The organism is Sphingomonas sp. Leaf257, assembly GCF_001422185.1.
GTDB lineage: Bacteria > Pseudomonadota > Alphaproteobacteria > Sphingomonadales > Sphingomonadaceae > Sphingomonas > Sphingomonas yabuuchiae.
The window spans coordinates 1-13,708 of record NZ_LMMH01000005.1 but is presented as its reverse complement, the minus strand read 5'-3'; the positions used below and the strand labels follow the sequence as shown (position 1 = coordinate 13,708).

Below are 13,708 nucleotides of genomic sequence, written 5' to 3'. Positions count from 1 at the left end.
ATCCAAAATGTCTTACGCATGTCTACTCTCCTACCATCGGACGATAGGATCGAACGACGGCGTATTTGATATTAGGGCTTCTACTTGAACCGACACTGAACTTGATGCCGGTCAACGATACCAGAACGTGCGCATGTAGACTCAAATCTGGGCCTTTGTGGTGCCGACAGTCGAACCTTGTGCCTTTGAGCCTCTCAATCGCATGGACAACGCTGTGATGGCTGGCAGGACAAGAAGGGTCAGGATTGTCGATGTTATAAGCCCCCCGATGACGACCGTTGCGAGTGGGCGTTGCACTTCTGCTCCTGTGCCGGTCGCAAGCGCCATCGGCACGAAGCCAAGAGACGCGACCAGCGCGGTCATCAGCACCGGACGGACGCGCTCCATTGCGCCGCCCACGATCGCATCGTCGTCGGCCGCACCGTCTTCGCGATACTTTCCGATCGCACTCATCATCACGAGGCCGTTGAGGACGGCAACGCCCGATAGGGCTATGAACCCGACCGCTGCGGTGATCGAGAAGGGGATACCGCGCAGCAGCAGCGCAAACACGCCCCCTGCGAGCGCCATCGGCACCGCCGAGAACACGATCGCCGCCGACACGAAGCTGCCGAGCGCCATGTAGAGCAGGGCATAGATCGCGATAAAGCAGATCGGCACGACGATCAGCAGGCGCAACCGAGCCGATTGCAGGCTCTCGAAGGTGCCGCCCCACTCAGTATACATGCCGGCGGGAAGCTGCATCTGGCCGATCCTCGCCTGTGCTTCGTCGACGAACCCGCCAAGATCGCGCCCGCGGACGTTGATCTGCACGACCACCATCCGCTTGCCATTCTCGCGACTAACCTGGTTCAACCCCTGCGTGTAGTTGAACCGGGCGACCTGGCTGAGCGGGATCGAGCGCGCCACCTGACCCTCGGCAGTGGGCAGCATCACCGGGATCGACCCCAGTGTCTCAAGGTCATCCCGTTGCGCATCGGGGAGGCGGACCACGACGTCGAACCGCCGGTCTCCCTCGAACAACAACCCGGCCTCGCGCCCGCCAAGCGCAGCCGAGACCGTGTTCGCCACCTCCTCAACCGACAGGCCATAACGGCCCGCCGCTTGCCGATCGATCTGCACGTCGAAGGTCGGCGCGCCGGACGTCTGTTCGGCACTCACGTCACCAGCGCCCGGGATGGTGCGCATGACGGAAGCGATGCGCCGCGCCTGTTCGCTCATCGCGTCGAGGTCATCGCCGTAGAGTTTGATCGCGACGTCGGCGCGAACGCCGGCGATCAGCTCGTTGAAGCGCATCTGGATCGGTTGCTGAATCTCTGTTCGGTTGCCGATCAGCGGTTTCATCCGCTCCTCGATGCGGCGAAGGATGTCCTCCTTGCTCTTAACCTCCGCCGGCCACTCGTCCTCTGGCTTTGGAATCACATAGGTATCCGACGCATTGGGCGGCATCGGATCGGTGCCGAGATCGGCGTTGCCGTTCTTAGAGAAGACCAGCGCCACCTCCGGCAGCGTCTTCAATGCATTCTCGATCTGAAGCTGCATCTGTGTCGACTGATCGATCGACGCCGATGGCACGCGGAAGTTGGTGACGGTTATGTCCTTCTCGTCGAGCTGCGGCATGAACTCCTCGCCGAGCAAGCCAAAGCTCAGCACTGCCGCGACGAACACGCCGACACCGCCCAGAATGAAGGGCATCGGCCGAGCTACGCCCCTGCCCAGCACGGGGGCGTAGCGTTCCTTGAACCAGCGGATCGGCTTCACTTCCGTCTCGCTGACCCGGCCCTTGACGACGATCGCGATCATCGCGGGAACGAAGGTCAGCGACAGGACGAAAGCGGAGGCGAGCGCCACCATCAACGTGATCGCCATCGGCGCGAACGTCTTGCCCTCAACGCCCTGGAAGGTGAGCAGCGGCACGAAGACGAGGAAGATGATGAGCTGACCATAAACGGTCGGCCGCACCATCTCCTTGGCCGCGAGTGTCGTTTCCTCCATCCGCTCGTCGCGGGTGAGAAGCCGGCCTTCATGCTCCTGGCGCTCGGCGAGGCGGCGAAGCGCATTCTCGACGATGATGACGGCGCCGTCGACGATCAGCCCGAAGTCGAGCGCTCCAAGGCTCATCAGGTTGCCCGATACGCCCAGCCCGTTCATGCCGGCGGCCGTCATCAGCATAGTGATCGGGATGACCGCAGCGGTGATGAGCGCGGCGCGGATGTTGCCGAGCAGCAGGAACAGCACGACGATGACGAGCAGCGCGCCTTCTGTGAGGTTCTTTTCGACCGTCGCGATCGTCGCGTTGACCAGCTTGGACCGGTTGTAGACCGGCTCGGCGAACACGTCGGGCGGCAGCGCCTTGTTGATCTGCGTCAGCTTCTCGGCGGCATCGGTCGCGACGATGCGGCTGTTGTCGCCCACCAGCATCAGCACGGTCGAGATGACCGCTTCCGATCCCATGCGACTGCCGGATCCGGTGCGGACCGCACCGCCGATCACGACCTGGCCCACGTCCTTGACGCGGATGGGAACGCCGTTCCGGGTTGCCACGACGGCTTCCTGAATGTCATCGATCGATTTGAGGCGAGCATCGGCGCGGACAAGGAAGCTCTCGCCGGCACGGCGGACGTAATTGGAGCCGGCAGAGAGATTGGCCCGCTCCATCGCGTCCGCCAACTCCGTCACCGACAGCCCATAGCTAACGAGCGCGTTCAGGTTTGGCTCGATCAGATATTGCTTCACATAGCCGCCGTTGGAATCAACCCCGGCGACGCCGCGCACGGCGCGCATCTGTGGGCGGATGATCCAATCCTGCACCGTGCGGAGATATGCCGCCTTCGCCAGCTCGGTGGTCAGGCGTTCGCCCTCGGGCGTGAGATAGCTGCCGTCCGACTGCCAGCCCGGCTTCCCATCGACCGTCTTCAAGCCCTTGCCGTCGGGGTGACGGAAGGCGACCGAATAGAAGAAAATCTCGCCGAGCCCGGTGCTGAGCGGTGCTAGGATCGGCTGCGCGTTGGAAGGCAGGCTGTCGCGCGATTGTGCGAGCCGTTCCGTCACCTGCTGGCGCGCGAAGTAAATGTCGGTGCGGTCGGTGAAGACCGCCGTTACCTGGCTGAAGCCGTTGCGCGAGATGGAGCGGGTCATCTCAAGCCCTGGGATTCCGGCCAGCGCCGTTTCCACCGGGAACGTCACCTGCTTTTCGATGTCGACCGGCCCAAGCGTCGGGGCGAATGTGCTGATCTGGACCTGTCGGTTGGTGACGTCGGGCACAGCGTCAATCGGCAGCTTGGTGATCTGCCATAAACCAAAGCCAATGACGACGAGGGTCAGGACGGCGACAAGCCATCGCATCCGGACCGAAAGGGAGAGGATGCGGCCGATCATTCCGCCGACTCCTTCTCGATCTCCGCTTTGAGGAGAAAAGCGTTGGTGGTGGCGATCTGCGTGCCGGCGGCGAGGCCGCCGGTGATCGCCACCATCCCGCCTGATCGGCTGCCGACCTGAACCGGCTGTGCGCGGAAGCCTTGGCCGGTGCGGACGAACACTACGGTATCGCTGCCAAGCGTCTGCACCGCGTCTTGCGGCACCATCACGCCACTCTTGGCGGCCCCGCCGCTGGCGAGGATACGAGCCTGCACAAGCTGGCCCGGGGCGAGTGTGCTGCCGCCAGAGGTCGGCGTGATGACGACGGTCGCGGTCCGCGATTGCGGATCGACGACGCCGGTCGACGAACGTACGCGGCCCTCGATCTTGCGGCCATCGGTGGTGGTCAACTCCACCCTGTCACCTTCTCGGACCCGGCCTGCATCGGCGGGGGGAACGCTAGCCGTGATCTGAAGCCGGCGCGGGTCGGCGACGCGGAACAGCTCGGTTTCAGCCGCGACGAACTGGCCGAGATTGGCACCAGCATTGGTGACGCGCCCCGAGACGGGGCTGACGACCGCAACCGATCGGCCGTCACCTGATACGCGGGCAGCGCCTGCGGCGGCGCTAGCGCGCCGGGCATCGGCCTGGGCGACCGCCAGATTGGCTTGTGCGGCTTCATAGTCAGCGCGGGGGGTGACGCCCTGGGCAAGCAAACCGCGTTCGCGTTCGAGCTGGCGAGCGGCGAGAGTGACGCGCGCGGACGCGGCCGAGCGATCGGCTGCGATCTGCGAAGCATCGCGGCTCTCGACCAGAGCGAGCGTCTGGCCGGCTCGCACAAGATCGCCGATGCGGACCATGATACGGCTGACCGTGCCCGGTGCGCGCGCGGTCAGCACCGCCTCGGCGTCGGGCGTCGCCTCGACCGTAGCGGAGGCAAGGATCGCGGCGTCCAGCTCGCCGGAGGCCGCCGGGGCTACAGTGATCTGCGATGCCGAAAGTGCCTGCTGCGTCATCGCGACCGTGTTCGACGGCTTGGCTGGCGCTGCGGCCTCCGTAGGGGCAGGGGCGGGCGATTGGGTGAGGCGCGCAGCGCCGAATCCAAGCGCGGCGGCAGCGACCAGGCCAATGGCGGCGCCGGTGTAGAGGCGAGTTTTATCGGTCATTGCACCGCTTCTCCGGTGATGGTGAGGCCCTGCAGACGGGCGAGATTGGCGCGGGCGTCGAGGCGCGCTGCGGCGGCATCGAGGATGAGGCCGCGGGCGACTCCGAGATTTTGACGTGCGGCGAGCAGTTCGATCAGCGGGCTTTTACCTGCCTCGTAAGCGATGCGGGCGAGGCGGTAGCCTTCTTCGGCGGTTGTCAAAGTCCGCTGCGCGGCAGCGGCACGAGCGTCGGCTGCCTCGACCAGCGCTAGACCGGCGCGTGTCCCGGCCTCGGCTTCGAGCCGGGCCGCGGCGGCGCGCGCTTCTGCTCCTTGCAGCTCAGCGCGTGCCGCCGCGATGTTGCCCTGGTTGCGATCGAAGAAGGGGAGCGGGACCGATATGCCGGCGACTAGGGCAGGGCCGCTCGCGACGCGGAGTTGACGCACTCCAAGCTGCGCAGTGACGTTCGGAATGGCGAGGCGCTGTTGCACCGTCACCGCCCGCGCAGCGGCGTCTTGTTCGGCTTCCGCGACCCGCACCGTCGTCGCCTGCATCGCGTCAATGGGACCGAAAGCCGGCTTGGCATCGAGCCGATCGAGGAGTGACTCCGAAAGACCGGTGAAGGGGGTGGTCATACCGGCGAGCGCCGAAAGACGTGCCAGCGCGACCGTCTTGAAAGCGCGCGCGTTTTCGAGGTCGGCCTGAAGCGTGTTCAGTTCGGTTTCGGCCTGCACTTGCCGGAGACGGGCTTCCTTGCCGGCGCCGACCAAAGCGCGGGCAACCCTCAAGACATCGGTCGCCTGTTTAACCTCTTCTTCGGCGATGGTGATGCGACGATCGGCGATTTCGGCACCAGCATAAGCGCGCGCCAGCTCAGTCGCAAAGACGAGACGGCCGTCACGATCGCGCGCCTTTGCCGCAACGATCCCGGCTTCACCGGCGGCGATCCGAGCGGATCGCTTGCCGCCCAGTTCGACAGGCTGATCGACCTGGAAAGTCGTCTGTTGTTGATTGCGCGCATTGCGATCGTGGTCGCCCACGAAATTCTCTGCATAGACATTGATCGAGGGGTTCGGTCGGGCGCGCGCTTGTAATGCCAAGCCGCGTGCTCGGGCGACGTCTGCTTCTAGCGCCAGGACGCGCGGCACATCACGCGTCTGATTTAGAAGCTGTGCAAAGGGGGGTGCGGTCTGCGACCACGCCGCACCTACGGGCGATAGCGCCGCAAAGGCGCCGGTCAGCGCAACGGTGCGCGACCGGCGAAAACTGCCGTTCATAGTGCATGATCCTCTAGGGTAGTCAGTCGACGCGCGCGGCGTCGGCGAGACTCAACCGCGAGGCGGACGCAGAAGCTTAGATGGGTCGATCCCGCTGGGGAGCGATGGAGTTAATATCGACCACACGCGAGCGGCGACGATGGCCGCAACCGGCGCAGCCCTCGCGCCATCGAAAGCAACCCAGTGGCCTGCGGCGTGGGCAAGAAGGTGAGCTGGCCCGTCGCCGTCGGCCTGCTTTGCCGGAGCCTGATCGTCATGATCGATCATAACCGCATGGTCGTGATCGTCATCAGAATGGGTATCGACCATGGCGACTTGAACCGGGCCGTGATCGTGAACCATGGCGCTATGCCATCCCGATACTGCGACAAGCCCGAGGACAGCGGCCAGCGCCAACACGACTCCTAGGATCGCAACAGAGGAACGCTGCACCGCCATCATTTGCAGCGTAAGCCGACGCAAAAAACGGGGCAAGGAAATCACTTGCCGGTCAATTCGAGCGTTCACGCTATTTCAGCCTGCTCGACATTATACCAGCGCCTTGGCGGCGAGACACGACATCAGGACGTGCCCCCCTTTGCGGAACGGTCGGTCAGCTTTGCCAAGCGGTGTGGCAGGTCGCTCATGACGCGGCGTGCATCACCAGGTCGCAGGTTACGCCAACGCCGGACCTCGTCGCGCGTGCGGCCACACCCCCGGCACCATCCGGTGCGGGCATCGAAACCACATAGATCGACGCAAGGCGATCGCATCAGATCGCGCCGATCCGACTGAGGCCTTGCAAGCCGGAATAGGCCATGTAGCCCGCGATCACGAGCATCAGGCCCGCCGACGCATAAGGCGCCTTGCGCGCGAAGTCGCCGAACCCTGACCAGCGCTTGCGGATGTGCGTGACGCTGAGCGATGCGATGACGCCGGCGCTGACCATCGTCACGGCAAGGCCGACGCTGAACGCGCTCACCAGCACGACACCGAGCGCGAGACGCTTGAGCTGGAGGCAGAGCAGGAGGACGGTGACGGCTGCGGGGCAGGGGATCAGCCCGCCCGTCAGGCCGAACAGCGCGATCTGGCCGGTCGTTACCTGACGATCGGCGAACCGGCGGCTGATATCGGCGGCGTGGGCGCGCTCATGCGCGTTCATGTAGGCATCGTCGCCCGTGACCTTCAGTCCATCATGCCCGTGGCCGTGATCGTGCCCGTGTTCGGCGAATGTGAGGTCGTAGTCATGGCTGTGGCCGCCGTGGCCCAGCGAGACGCGCGCGTTGAAGGCGTGCGGTTCCGGGATCTCCTCGACGCTTTCGATGTAATCGCCCCGATCGACGAAGCGGAATGTCTGCGAACGGCCTTCGCCGCGATCCGTTGTGAGGATAACATCCGCCGCTTTCCAGCCACCCTTGGCAAAGCTCGCCCGCCAGCGCGGCGGCACGCCATCCTCGAAAATCTCCAGACGCATCATGCCGTGGCCGGTGTCGATCGTGCGGATCTCGTCCTCGCCGTGATGGTGGTGGTGATCGTGCGCGGCTTCGGCCTTCTGATCGGCACGCGTGCGCCAAATCATCCATAGACCGATGCCAAGAACGATGACGGCCGAGCCGAGCAGGAGGTAAGGCTCGGTCGTTTCGGTGTTGATGCCGCGCCCGAGATATTGCCCGCCAAGCGCGATGCCCCACACGATCGCGGTGTGCGAAAGCGCCGCGCACAGGCCGAGCAGGACGGCTTGGCCAACAGTGCCACGCACTGCGATAATAAACGCAGCCATCATGGTCTTGGAATGGCCGGGCTCCAGCCCGTGCAGCGCACCGAGCAGCAGCGCGGTCGGGATGAACAGCCAGAGATTGGAGCTGCCCTGTTGAACGAGTTCGGCGAAAGAGGTCATGGTGCGTCCCGGCAAGCCCGGCGGTCGCGACCGATCGGACGTGAAGTTCGGGCAGGTCCATATCCCCCCATGGGGATAGAGTCTATCCCCCCGGGGGGTTGCTCGACAAAGTTCGTCCGTTTGTCTTATAGGGTGACATGGCCCATTACGATCATTCCAATCATCCCGCGATCATCAAGCGGCTCAACCGTGCGACCGGGCACCTGAAAAGCATCGTCGGGATGATCGAAGAGCAACGGCCGTGCGTCGATATCGCGCAGCAGCTTCAGGCGGTGGAGAACGCGATCGCCAGCGCCAAGCGCGCGCTCATCAACGATCATATCGATCACTGCTTGGTTCACGCCGAAGAGGGCGAGGGGACAAAGGTGGCGGTGGAGCAGTTCCGGGCGATATCCAAATACTGGTGATCGCCTAATCGGACAGGGTTGATCGGATTCGGCTTGTACATATGCCCCCCAGGGGATACGGGCGTCTCACTTTTGGGGAGTAGCTACCCGCTGTTGCGGGGCCATCGTCAACATCCTTGAACCTTCCGGTTCGTGGCGATGGCAGCAGATTTTGATCTGCCCGGCGAGACCAACGATGCGCTACCTCTCTCGTGGCCGGAGGTGGATTGCGTCGTTCGGTTGACGGCCCTTGGACGTATATCAATGACGGGTTTGCTAACGCTCGGCGCTCTTGGCGCCAGCTTGTCGGTCGACGCCTTCGCTGCGGCGGTGGGGAAGGGTGCGACCAATCAGCGCAATCGTTGGCGCGATGCCTTACGTGTCGGCGCCGTGTTCGGCTTCTTCGAGGCGATCACGCCGGCGATTGGCTGGGCGATCGGCCTGGCGCTGAGCACTTGGATCGCGGCAGTCGATCATTGGATAGCCTTCTTCCTGCTTTTCGGCGTCGGCGGGCATATGATCCATGCAGCGACGAAAAGCGACGTGGACGCGGGTCAGCGCGCTCAGACCGGCGTGTGGCGACTGGTCGTTACCGCGCTCGCCACCAGCATCGATGCAACGGCGGTGGGTGTCAGTCTCGCGGTCATGCAGGTCAATATCCTGACCGCGTGCCTCATCATTGGCGGGATCACCACGGTCGTCGCCACGATCGGCGTCATGCTCGGCAAGCACGCGGGACGGTATATCGGCCGCTATGCAGAGATGCTGGGCGGGCTGACGCTCATCCTCATCGGCGGCACGATCCTCTACCAGCACCTCACCGCCTGACCTCAAACCAGCGCGCCGCTTGCTCGCTTGGCGGGGAAGCGGCGCGCGATTTCGCAGCTAGTCCGCGATAAAGCTGCCGCGTCCTCCCCGGAACGCGCCGACGACATTGCCACGATCCCAATGGCCGGACAGGATGCCGCGCCGGGGGATGCTTCCGACCGGCTTGCGGCGCGCGGCGAGTAGCCGCGCGCGGCGTGTATCGCGATCGATGGGCAAGCCCGTCATGATGTCGATGGCGGTGCGCAGCGGGGTCATGCGGGCCGCCACTGCTCGACCAGCGCCGCCATCGCGTCGCGGTAGCCCCAAGCATCGGGATAGACGGACGGCTCGGCCGCCAGATGCGCCATGACGATGAGCATGTCTTCCGAGATGCCGGGATCGCAATTGCAGAGGTGAAGGACCGGAAAATGGCCCCATGCACTGCCGTCCCACCATGCCAACAGGAAGTCGGCCGCACGCGAGGCTTGGCCGGTATCGGACCCGGCGACGACGATCAGGCGGGCAATGGCCTCGCCAACGTCCTCGAAGCTGACAGCCCGGATTGCGGGGCGGCGTTGGGGTGGGCTCATGACTATTCGCTTCTGCTCCTTCAAGCGTGGAAGGGGACGGGGACCAACAGCGCATCATCGATCGGCTCGACGTCGCGCAGCTCCACCATCACGATCTTCTCTACCCGCTCGGCGCCGGTCGGATCGAGATAAACATAGGTGTGGCCTGCAAACACCGGGCTGCACAAGCGCCAGATCACGCCTTTCCGACCGATGCGGCGTTCCGCGCGCCCGTCATAGGATGCGAAAGCGCCCGCAATCCGGACCCGCTGCGCGATCCGCAGCCAATTGGCTGCGCCGTCGATGACGACGGCCAGTTCCTCCGGCGAAAGAGCCGGTCGGCCGATGCCGAACGTCGCTTGGGGATCGCGCGCGATCCGGGACAGCTTCTCCTCGACCGGTTCCGGTTTCCAGTCGCTGACTGGCCCGGGGGCGGCCTTGTACATATGCGTTACCGGCTTCCCGCCGAACAGGTCGGGTTGTACGCCGACAAGGCGGCGGTGGAACATCGCCTTGTGATAGTCGCGCCGCCATTGCGCTTCGGGGGTCAGCGGCTTCGCATTTGGGCCATCGCGCATGATCGCGACCAGCTCGTTAAACTCCTCCTCGCTCACCGTGGCGACGCTCGGGTCAAAGACAATGCGCGCCGCCACGCCCCGGCCCCCGTCGGGGCCGGGATCGTCGGCGGCGGTCACGCCGCCGCCTCCAGTTCGGGCGCTGTCTCGACCGCCATGCGGCTCAACAGCCAGTCGGACGCGTCCTGCGCGAGCCGTGCGGCGGTGAAGATGCACTTCTTGTCGTTGCGGAGCGCTTGAAGCCAGTTCGCCAGATAGGCGGCGTGGTCCTCGCGATCGTGGAGCTTGATGCCGATGGTGGCGCTGACGAACGCGGCCCCAAGCTCGGCGACCAGTTCCTCGCGAGCATAGTCCTCGCGCTTCGTGGAAATGAGGGAGGGGCGGGCAAGGCGGTCAACGTGCCCCGTCGCATGGCAAAGCTCGTGCGCTAGGGTCGAATAATAGTCGTCGCTGGTGTGGAAGTCGGCAAACTGCGGCATGACGACATGATCGCCGCTCGGCTGATAATAGGGCTGGGAACCGAAGTGCTTGAGGGTGACGGGCACGCGGGCAAAGAGCGTGTCCAGTTCGGCGTCGCGCTGGTCGGGATTGGTCGCGGTGATGACGGGCAAGGGGGCAGGATATTTCGCCTCGATGCCGTCGATCTGCTCGGCATTGAAGACGGTGTAGCGCTTGAGGAACGCCACCTGACGCTTGCCATCCTCGCCTCGCTCTGCGCCCTCCTGTGCCTTGCTGTCGGCGTTCACCTCGATCTTGTTGGCATAGACGACGGTTGAGCCCTTCTCGCCCTTGCGGACGCAGCCGCCGAGCGCGAGCGCCTGCTTGAAGGTCAGCCAATGCGGGGAAGCATAGCCCTTCGTCATGGCGGCAACCCAAAGGGTCAGGACGTTGATGCCGCGATAGGGAACCCCCGTCGAGCGCAGCGGGATGGTGGGTGCGGTGCTGCCGTTCCACGATTTCGACCAAGGCCGGGTGCCCGCCTCGATCATGGCGATCATCTGATCGGTGATTTCCTGATAGATGTCGGCCCGGTTGTCGGTGATCCGTCCCATGATTGTCTTCCTTTCCTCTGAGGCTGAAAGCCGGTCGCAACAGCAACCGGCTCTGCCTTTCCGGCGAGGAACGGGATGGGGAGGGAGGGCGAGAATCTACCGCTGGCGCGGGCGAGCCGCCCTAGCGTGGCCGACGCCCTGCAGGGCGTCGAGTGCCACGCTTGGCGGATTACACGGGCGGTCGATTGTCGTTCGGGAACGAAAGGGCAGCCGCCCTTGGTGTTCCCCGGCGCTGGATGGCCTCCGGGGGAGGGCAGCGGCGCGAACGGGCTTACGCCGCGCCCTAGGCGCTTCGATCAGGTGTGCCACGTGGCACACCTTTCACGCGAGGATCGTCACCCAATAGGGCCGAGACGGCGGTACGGCGGCTTGGTCGGCGCAGAGAGCGAAAGGAGCGGTGCTTGCAGGGTCGCACCCGGCTTCACGCTGATCCTAGACGTTAGCGTTCTGTAGCAACCCTGTTGAATAGAGCGCCATCTATAAGCTGGATCTCTGCCGTTTTGAGGGGCCGCACACCCTCTTTGGTGAGAACCCATGTCATGTCGTTGGATTGCCCCAGCGTGATACCTGACACCTGCTTTCCTTCGAGATGGTAAATCCACACCTCCCCTCGGGTGATGTTACCTATGCGGTCTTTCGCTCGGATCGTACCTGCAACATGGCCAGCGGCGACCACAATGAGGATGACAATGGTCCCGCACCCCACCCGAGCCATAAACAATGTCAGAGGATCAAAAAACGGCGGCCTATGCGATGCAGCCCTGGCGCGGTCGAAGAGCTTGCCGGCAATCAAAGTAAGCGCCGTCACGATCAGCAGCGGCAGGATCGCTGTAAGCCACGCGCCGGTTGTGGTGATAATGGCACCGAGGCCCTCCACCGCAACTGCAATGTTCGAACCGCCAAGATTGGTCGGATCGATGGCAAAACGGCCGAAATAGGCCTGTCTGTAGGTCCACCCGGCAAAATAGATGGCCGCTAATATGGTGGCGATCACGAAGGCGGAGTCAAACGCCTTGGTGACGAGTTCACGCGGTGAGGAAGATGTTCCAGGGCCTGCGGGCATTTGTCCTCCTTACGGGAATGGCTTTGCGAAGCGGCGTATAGATCCCACGTACACGGGTGGCTGGATCGTCGAGCTGACGAACGCGGCCCCAGCTCGGGAACCAGTTCCTTGCTGGCGTAGCTGTGCCACGTGGCACACCCCTCTTCATCGCTGGAACGATGCGTCCGACCCGGCCGAGTGATATGCCGGCGGATTGACCCGCCGGAGTCAGGCCGGCGTGTCGTCGTTGCCCGGTGCAGGCTGTGCGAGACCTGTATCGACGACGGCGGGTAGGGCTTCCACCGTTTCGACCTCGGTAGCGGCCGTTTGCAGGCGGATCGAGCTTCGCACCGATGCCGCGTCGAGCCGGTCCTGAAAGTAGGTCTGCGACCAAGCCATGTCAGCCCATTCGTCGGGGCGCGCCTGATAGGCGCCGACGCGGCCGACCAGACCACATAGCCAGTCGGCGCACTGGCATGTCTGGTAGCGTTCGCTCTCGACTTGGAAGGGCGGCTCGATGATGCGACGCCGGGGGGAGGGGCCACCATACATGGCTTGGCTCGCGCGAGTCAGGATGGCGTCGCGATCCTGATGCTCGTCCATGACGATGACCATATCGGCGTCGTTCTGATCGGCATATTGGTTGAGGCGCTTCATCGCCTCGCCCAGGACCGTGAGGTAAAGCGCCTGCGCCTTAAACTCCGCGACGGGGCGGTTCTTCTCGAGGCCAACGTAGAAGACATGCCCGCCGCTTGCGCGGATCTTGTTGAGGATGCGATTGGCCGCCGTGCGAACCTGCCGGTATTTCTCGACGTTCATGCTGGTGAAGAGGGCCGAGCCCTTCTTCTCCCATGTCGCGGGATGCTGGCCGCTTTGCCCGATCTCCCAAGCCAGCATGTTGCATTTGAGCTGGTAGAACCAGGTCGAGAATTGCCGCACGGATGAGTAGGGGAGGATCATGCCCCCGAGCCCGAAAACGGGACTGTCATTGTAGGCGGGATCGTCGCGCGCGACATACGGGCCGATGTGGCCAAACTCGTCGAGATAAGCGAAATACAGCATGCAGGTCCCCAGAATCGCGAAAGCCCACGCTAAGCGTGGGCCTCGGAATTGGGGCAGCCCGTGAGCCGCGTCCGTCAACAGATATGAGCGATGAGCCTGGTGTTGTCAAGAACGGACGCTGATTACTCCCCTGAGCGAAAGGCGTCCTCAATGATGGGCAGGTATCGCTCCACCTGCTCCTTGTCGCTCTCCTGCTCATCGGCGGGAAGATCGGCATAGTCGGTCGCAATCTGCTTTTCCCAGCGTTCGACAAGATCGGCGGGGATCAGCAACGAGCCGTCCTCCTGTTTGGTCGCCTTGCCGTGCATGTAGCGCTGCCAATGCGACCAGCGCTCATGTTCGATCGCGGCGAGGCGTTCGACCAAGGTCTTACGGGCGTCAGCGGCGAGAGGCTTTGCCATGTTAGGGTCAGGACCCATTGATGTGGGAGGCGCGATCTGATTCAGGCTCCGTGAGGAGAGAGTGGATGAGCGACCTGTACTGGCTGACGGATGAGCAGATGGCGCGTGAGGAGAGAGTGGATGAGCGACCTGTACTGGCTGACGGATGAGCAGATGGCG

At 64.0% G+C, this 13,708-nt stretch carries 15 protein-coding genes and 1 riboswitch; of the genes, 3 read left to right on the top strand and 12 right to left on the bottom strand.

Features of this window, described 5'->3' with window-relative positions; all coding sequences use genetic code 11:
- Window positions 1-141: 141 nt before the first annotated feature.
- Genes ASF14_RS05560 through ASF14_RS05550 form a run of 3 tightly spaced genes read right to left on the bottom strand, consistent with a single transcriptional unit; the run spans window position 142 to window position 5,779 of the window.
- A complete protein-coding gene (locus tag ASF14_RS05560) occupies window positions 142-3,378 on the bottom strand; it encodes an efflux RND transporter permease subunit (protein WP_018251231.1) in 3,237 nt (1,078 codons plus the stop codon).
- Complete coding sequence (locus tag ASF14_RS05555; RefSeq protein WP_018251232.1) at window positions 3,375-4,523, bottom strand: efflux RND transporter periplasmic adaptor subunit; 1,149 nt, start codon at window positions 4,521-4,523, stop codon at window positions 3,375-3,377. The genes ASF14_RS05560 and ASF14_RS05555 overlap by 4 nt, the downstream gene beginning before the upstream one ends.
- Complete coding sequence (locus tag ASF14_RS05550) at window positions 4,520-5,779, bottom strand: TolC family protein (protein ID WP_007406848.1); 1,260 nt, start codon at window positions 5,777-5,779, stop codon at window positions 4,520-4,522. Before ASF14_RS05550 ends, ASF14_RS05555 begins: the two co-directional genes overlap by 4 nt.
- A gap of 195 nt (window positions 5,780-5,974) precedes the next feature.
- Between ASF14_RS05550 and ASF14_RS05545 the strand changes: the two genes are divergently transcribed.
- Window positions 5,975-6,187 carry a hypothetical protein gene (locus tag ASF14_RS05545; protein ID WP_043058994.1) on the top strand — a complete coding sequence of 71 codons (213 nt, stop codon included), beginning with the start codon at window positions 5,975-5,977 and terminating at the stop codon, window positions 6,185-6,187.
- A gap of 152 nt (window positions 6,188-6,339) precedes the next feature.
- On the opposite strand, the gene ASF14_RS20640 is transcribed toward ASF14_RS05545, so the two are convergent.
- Window positions 6,340-6,531, bottom strand: coding sequence for a DUF1289 domain-containing protein (locus ASF14_RS20640; RefSeq protein WP_037569978.1), 192 nt, complete (start codon window positions 6,529-6,531; stop codon window positions 6,340-6,342).
- Window positions 6,531-7,655 (bottom strand): nickel/cobalt efflux transporter, encoded by a 1,125-nt coding sequence (locus tag ASF14_RS05540; protein ID WP_007406849.1) that lies wholly within the window; start codon window positions 7,653-7,655, stop codon window positions 6,531-6,533. The genes ASF14_RS20640 and ASF14_RS05540 overlap by 1 nt, the downstream gene beginning before the upstream one ends.
- Window positions 7,656-7,792: 137 nt before the next feature.
- Between ASF14_RS05540 and ASF14_RS05535 the strand changes: the two genes are divergently transcribed.
- Together ASF14_RS05535 and ASF14_RS05530 are read left to right on the top strand one after the other, a co-directional pair.
- Window positions 7,793-8,062, top strand: coding sequence for a metal-sensing transcriptional repressor (locus ASF14_RS05535; protein ID WP_007406864.1), 270 nt, complete (start codon window positions 7,793-7,795; stop codon window positions 8,060-8,062).
- 67 nt (window positions 8,063-8,129) lie between these two features.
- Window positions 8,130-8,301: riboswitch (yybP-ykoY riboswitch) on the top strand.
- 43 nt (window positions 8,302-8,344) lie between these two features.
- Window positions 8,345-8,869 (top strand): manganese efflux pump MntP, encoded by a 525-nt coding sequence (locus tag ASF14_RS05530; protein ID WP_241217812.1) that lies wholly within the window; start codon window positions 8,345-8,347, stop codon window positions 8,867-8,869.
- A 57-nt stretch (window positions 8,870-8,926) separates the two neighbouring features.
- Here the strand turns inward: ASF14_RS05530 and ASF14_RS05525 are convergent, their stop codons facing one another.
- From ASF14_RS05525 to ASF14_RS05495, 7 genes are all read right to left on the bottom strand, one after another.
- Complete coding sequence (locus ASF14_RS05525; protein WP_018251238.1) at window positions 8,927-9,124, bottom strand: hypothetical protein; 198 nt, start codon at window positions 9,122-9,124, stop codon at window positions 8,927-8,929.
- Window positions 9,121-9,438, bottom strand: coding sequence for a DUF7673 family protein (locus ASF14_RS05520; RefSeq protein WP_018251239.1), 318 nt, complete (start codon window positions 9,436-9,438; stop codon window positions 9,121-9,123). Before ASF14_RS05520 ends, ASF14_RS05525 begins: the two co-directional genes overlap by 4 nt.
- A 20-nt stretch (window positions 9,439-9,458) precedes the next feature.
- Entirely contained in the window at window positions 9,459-10,112 is a 654-nt protein-coding gene (locus tag ASF14_RS05515) for a hypothetical protein (protein WP_018251240.1), read from the bottom strand.
- Window positions 10,109-11,044: an ArdC family protein gene (locus ASF14_RS05510; RefSeq protein WP_042469543.1), complete on the bottom strand. Its 936-nt coding sequence runs from the start codon at window positions 11,042-11,044 to the stop codon at window positions 10,109-10,111. Before ASF14_RS05510 ends, ASF14_RS05515 begins: the two co-directional genes overlap by 4 nt.
- 439 nt (window positions 11,045-11,483) lie before the next feature.
- Entirely contained in the window at window positions 11,484-12,107 is a 624-nt protein-coding gene (locus ASF14_RS05505; RefSeq protein ID WP_056432825.1) for a hypothetical protein, read from the bottom strand.
- Between the two features lie 207 nt (window positions 12,108-12,314).
- Window positions 12,315-13,148, bottom strand: coding sequence for a DUF3800 domain-containing protein (locus tag ASF14_RS05500; protein WP_018251243.1), 834 nt, complete (start codon window positions 13,146-13,148; stop codon window positions 12,315-12,317).
- A 122-nt stretch (window positions 13,149-13,270) separates the two neighbouring features.
- The gene (locus ASF14_RS05495) at window positions 13,271-13,549 is read right to left on the bottom strand and encodes a hypothetical protein (protein ID WP_018251244.1); all 279 of its coding nucleotides are present in this window, start codon (window positions 13,547-13,549) and stop codon (window positions 13,271-13,273) included.
- Window positions 13,550-13,708 lie beyond the last annotated feature (159 nt).

Excerpts from the sequence above, each read along its gene's own strand:
- ASF14_RS05500 (WP_018251243.1), bottom strand. The coding sequence starts at position 13,148 with ATGCTGTATTTCGCTTATCTCGACGAGTTTGGCCACATCGGCCCGTAT.
- ASF14_RS05505 (WP_056432825.1), bottom strand. The coding sequence starts at position 12,107 with ATGCCCGCAGGCCCTGGAACATCTTCCTCACCGCGTGAACTCGTCACC.
- ASF14_RS05550 (WP_007406848.1), bottom strand. The coding sequence starts at position 5,779 with ATGAACGGCAGTTTTCGCCGGTCGCGCACCGTTGCGCTGACCGGCGCC.
- ASF14_RS05520 (WP_018251239.1), bottom strand. The coding sequence starts at position 9,438 with ATGAGCCCACCCCAACGCCGCCCCGCAATCCGGGCTGTCAGCTTCGAG.
- ASF14_RS20640 (WP_037569978.1), bottom strand. The coding sequence starts at position 6,531 with ATGCGATCGCCTTGCGTCGATCTATGTGGTTTCGATGCCCGCACCGGA.
- ASF14_RS05495 (WP_018251244.1), bottom strand. The coding sequence starts at position 13,549 with ATGGCAAAGCCTCTCGCCGCTGACGCCCGTAAGACCTTGGTCGAACGC.
- ASF14_RS05560 (WP_018251231.1), bottom strand. The coding sequence starts at position 3,378 with ATGATCGGCCGCATCCTCTCCCTTTCGGTCCGGATGCGATGGCTTGTC.
- ASF14_RS05510 (WP_042469543.1), bottom strand. The coding sequence starts at position 11,044 with ATGGGACGGATCACCGACAACCGGGCCGACATCTATCAGGAAATCACC.
- ASF14_RS05540 (WP_007406849.1), bottom strand. The coding sequence starts at position 7,655 with ATGACCTCTTTCGCCGAACTCGTTCAACAGGGCAGCTCCAATCTCTGG.
- ASF14_RS05555 (WP_018251232.1), bottom strand. The coding sequence starts at position 4,523 with ATGACCGATAAAACTCGCCTCTACACCGGCGCCGCCATTGGCCTGGTC.
- ASF14_RS05525 (WP_018251238.1), bottom strand. The coding sequence starts at position 9,124 with ATGACCCCGCTGCGCACCGCCATCGACATCATGACGGGCTTGCCCATC.
- ASF14_RS05535 (WP_007406864.1), top strand. The coding sequence starts at position 7,793 with ATGGCCCATTACGATCATTCCAATCATCCCGCGATCATCAAGCGGCTC.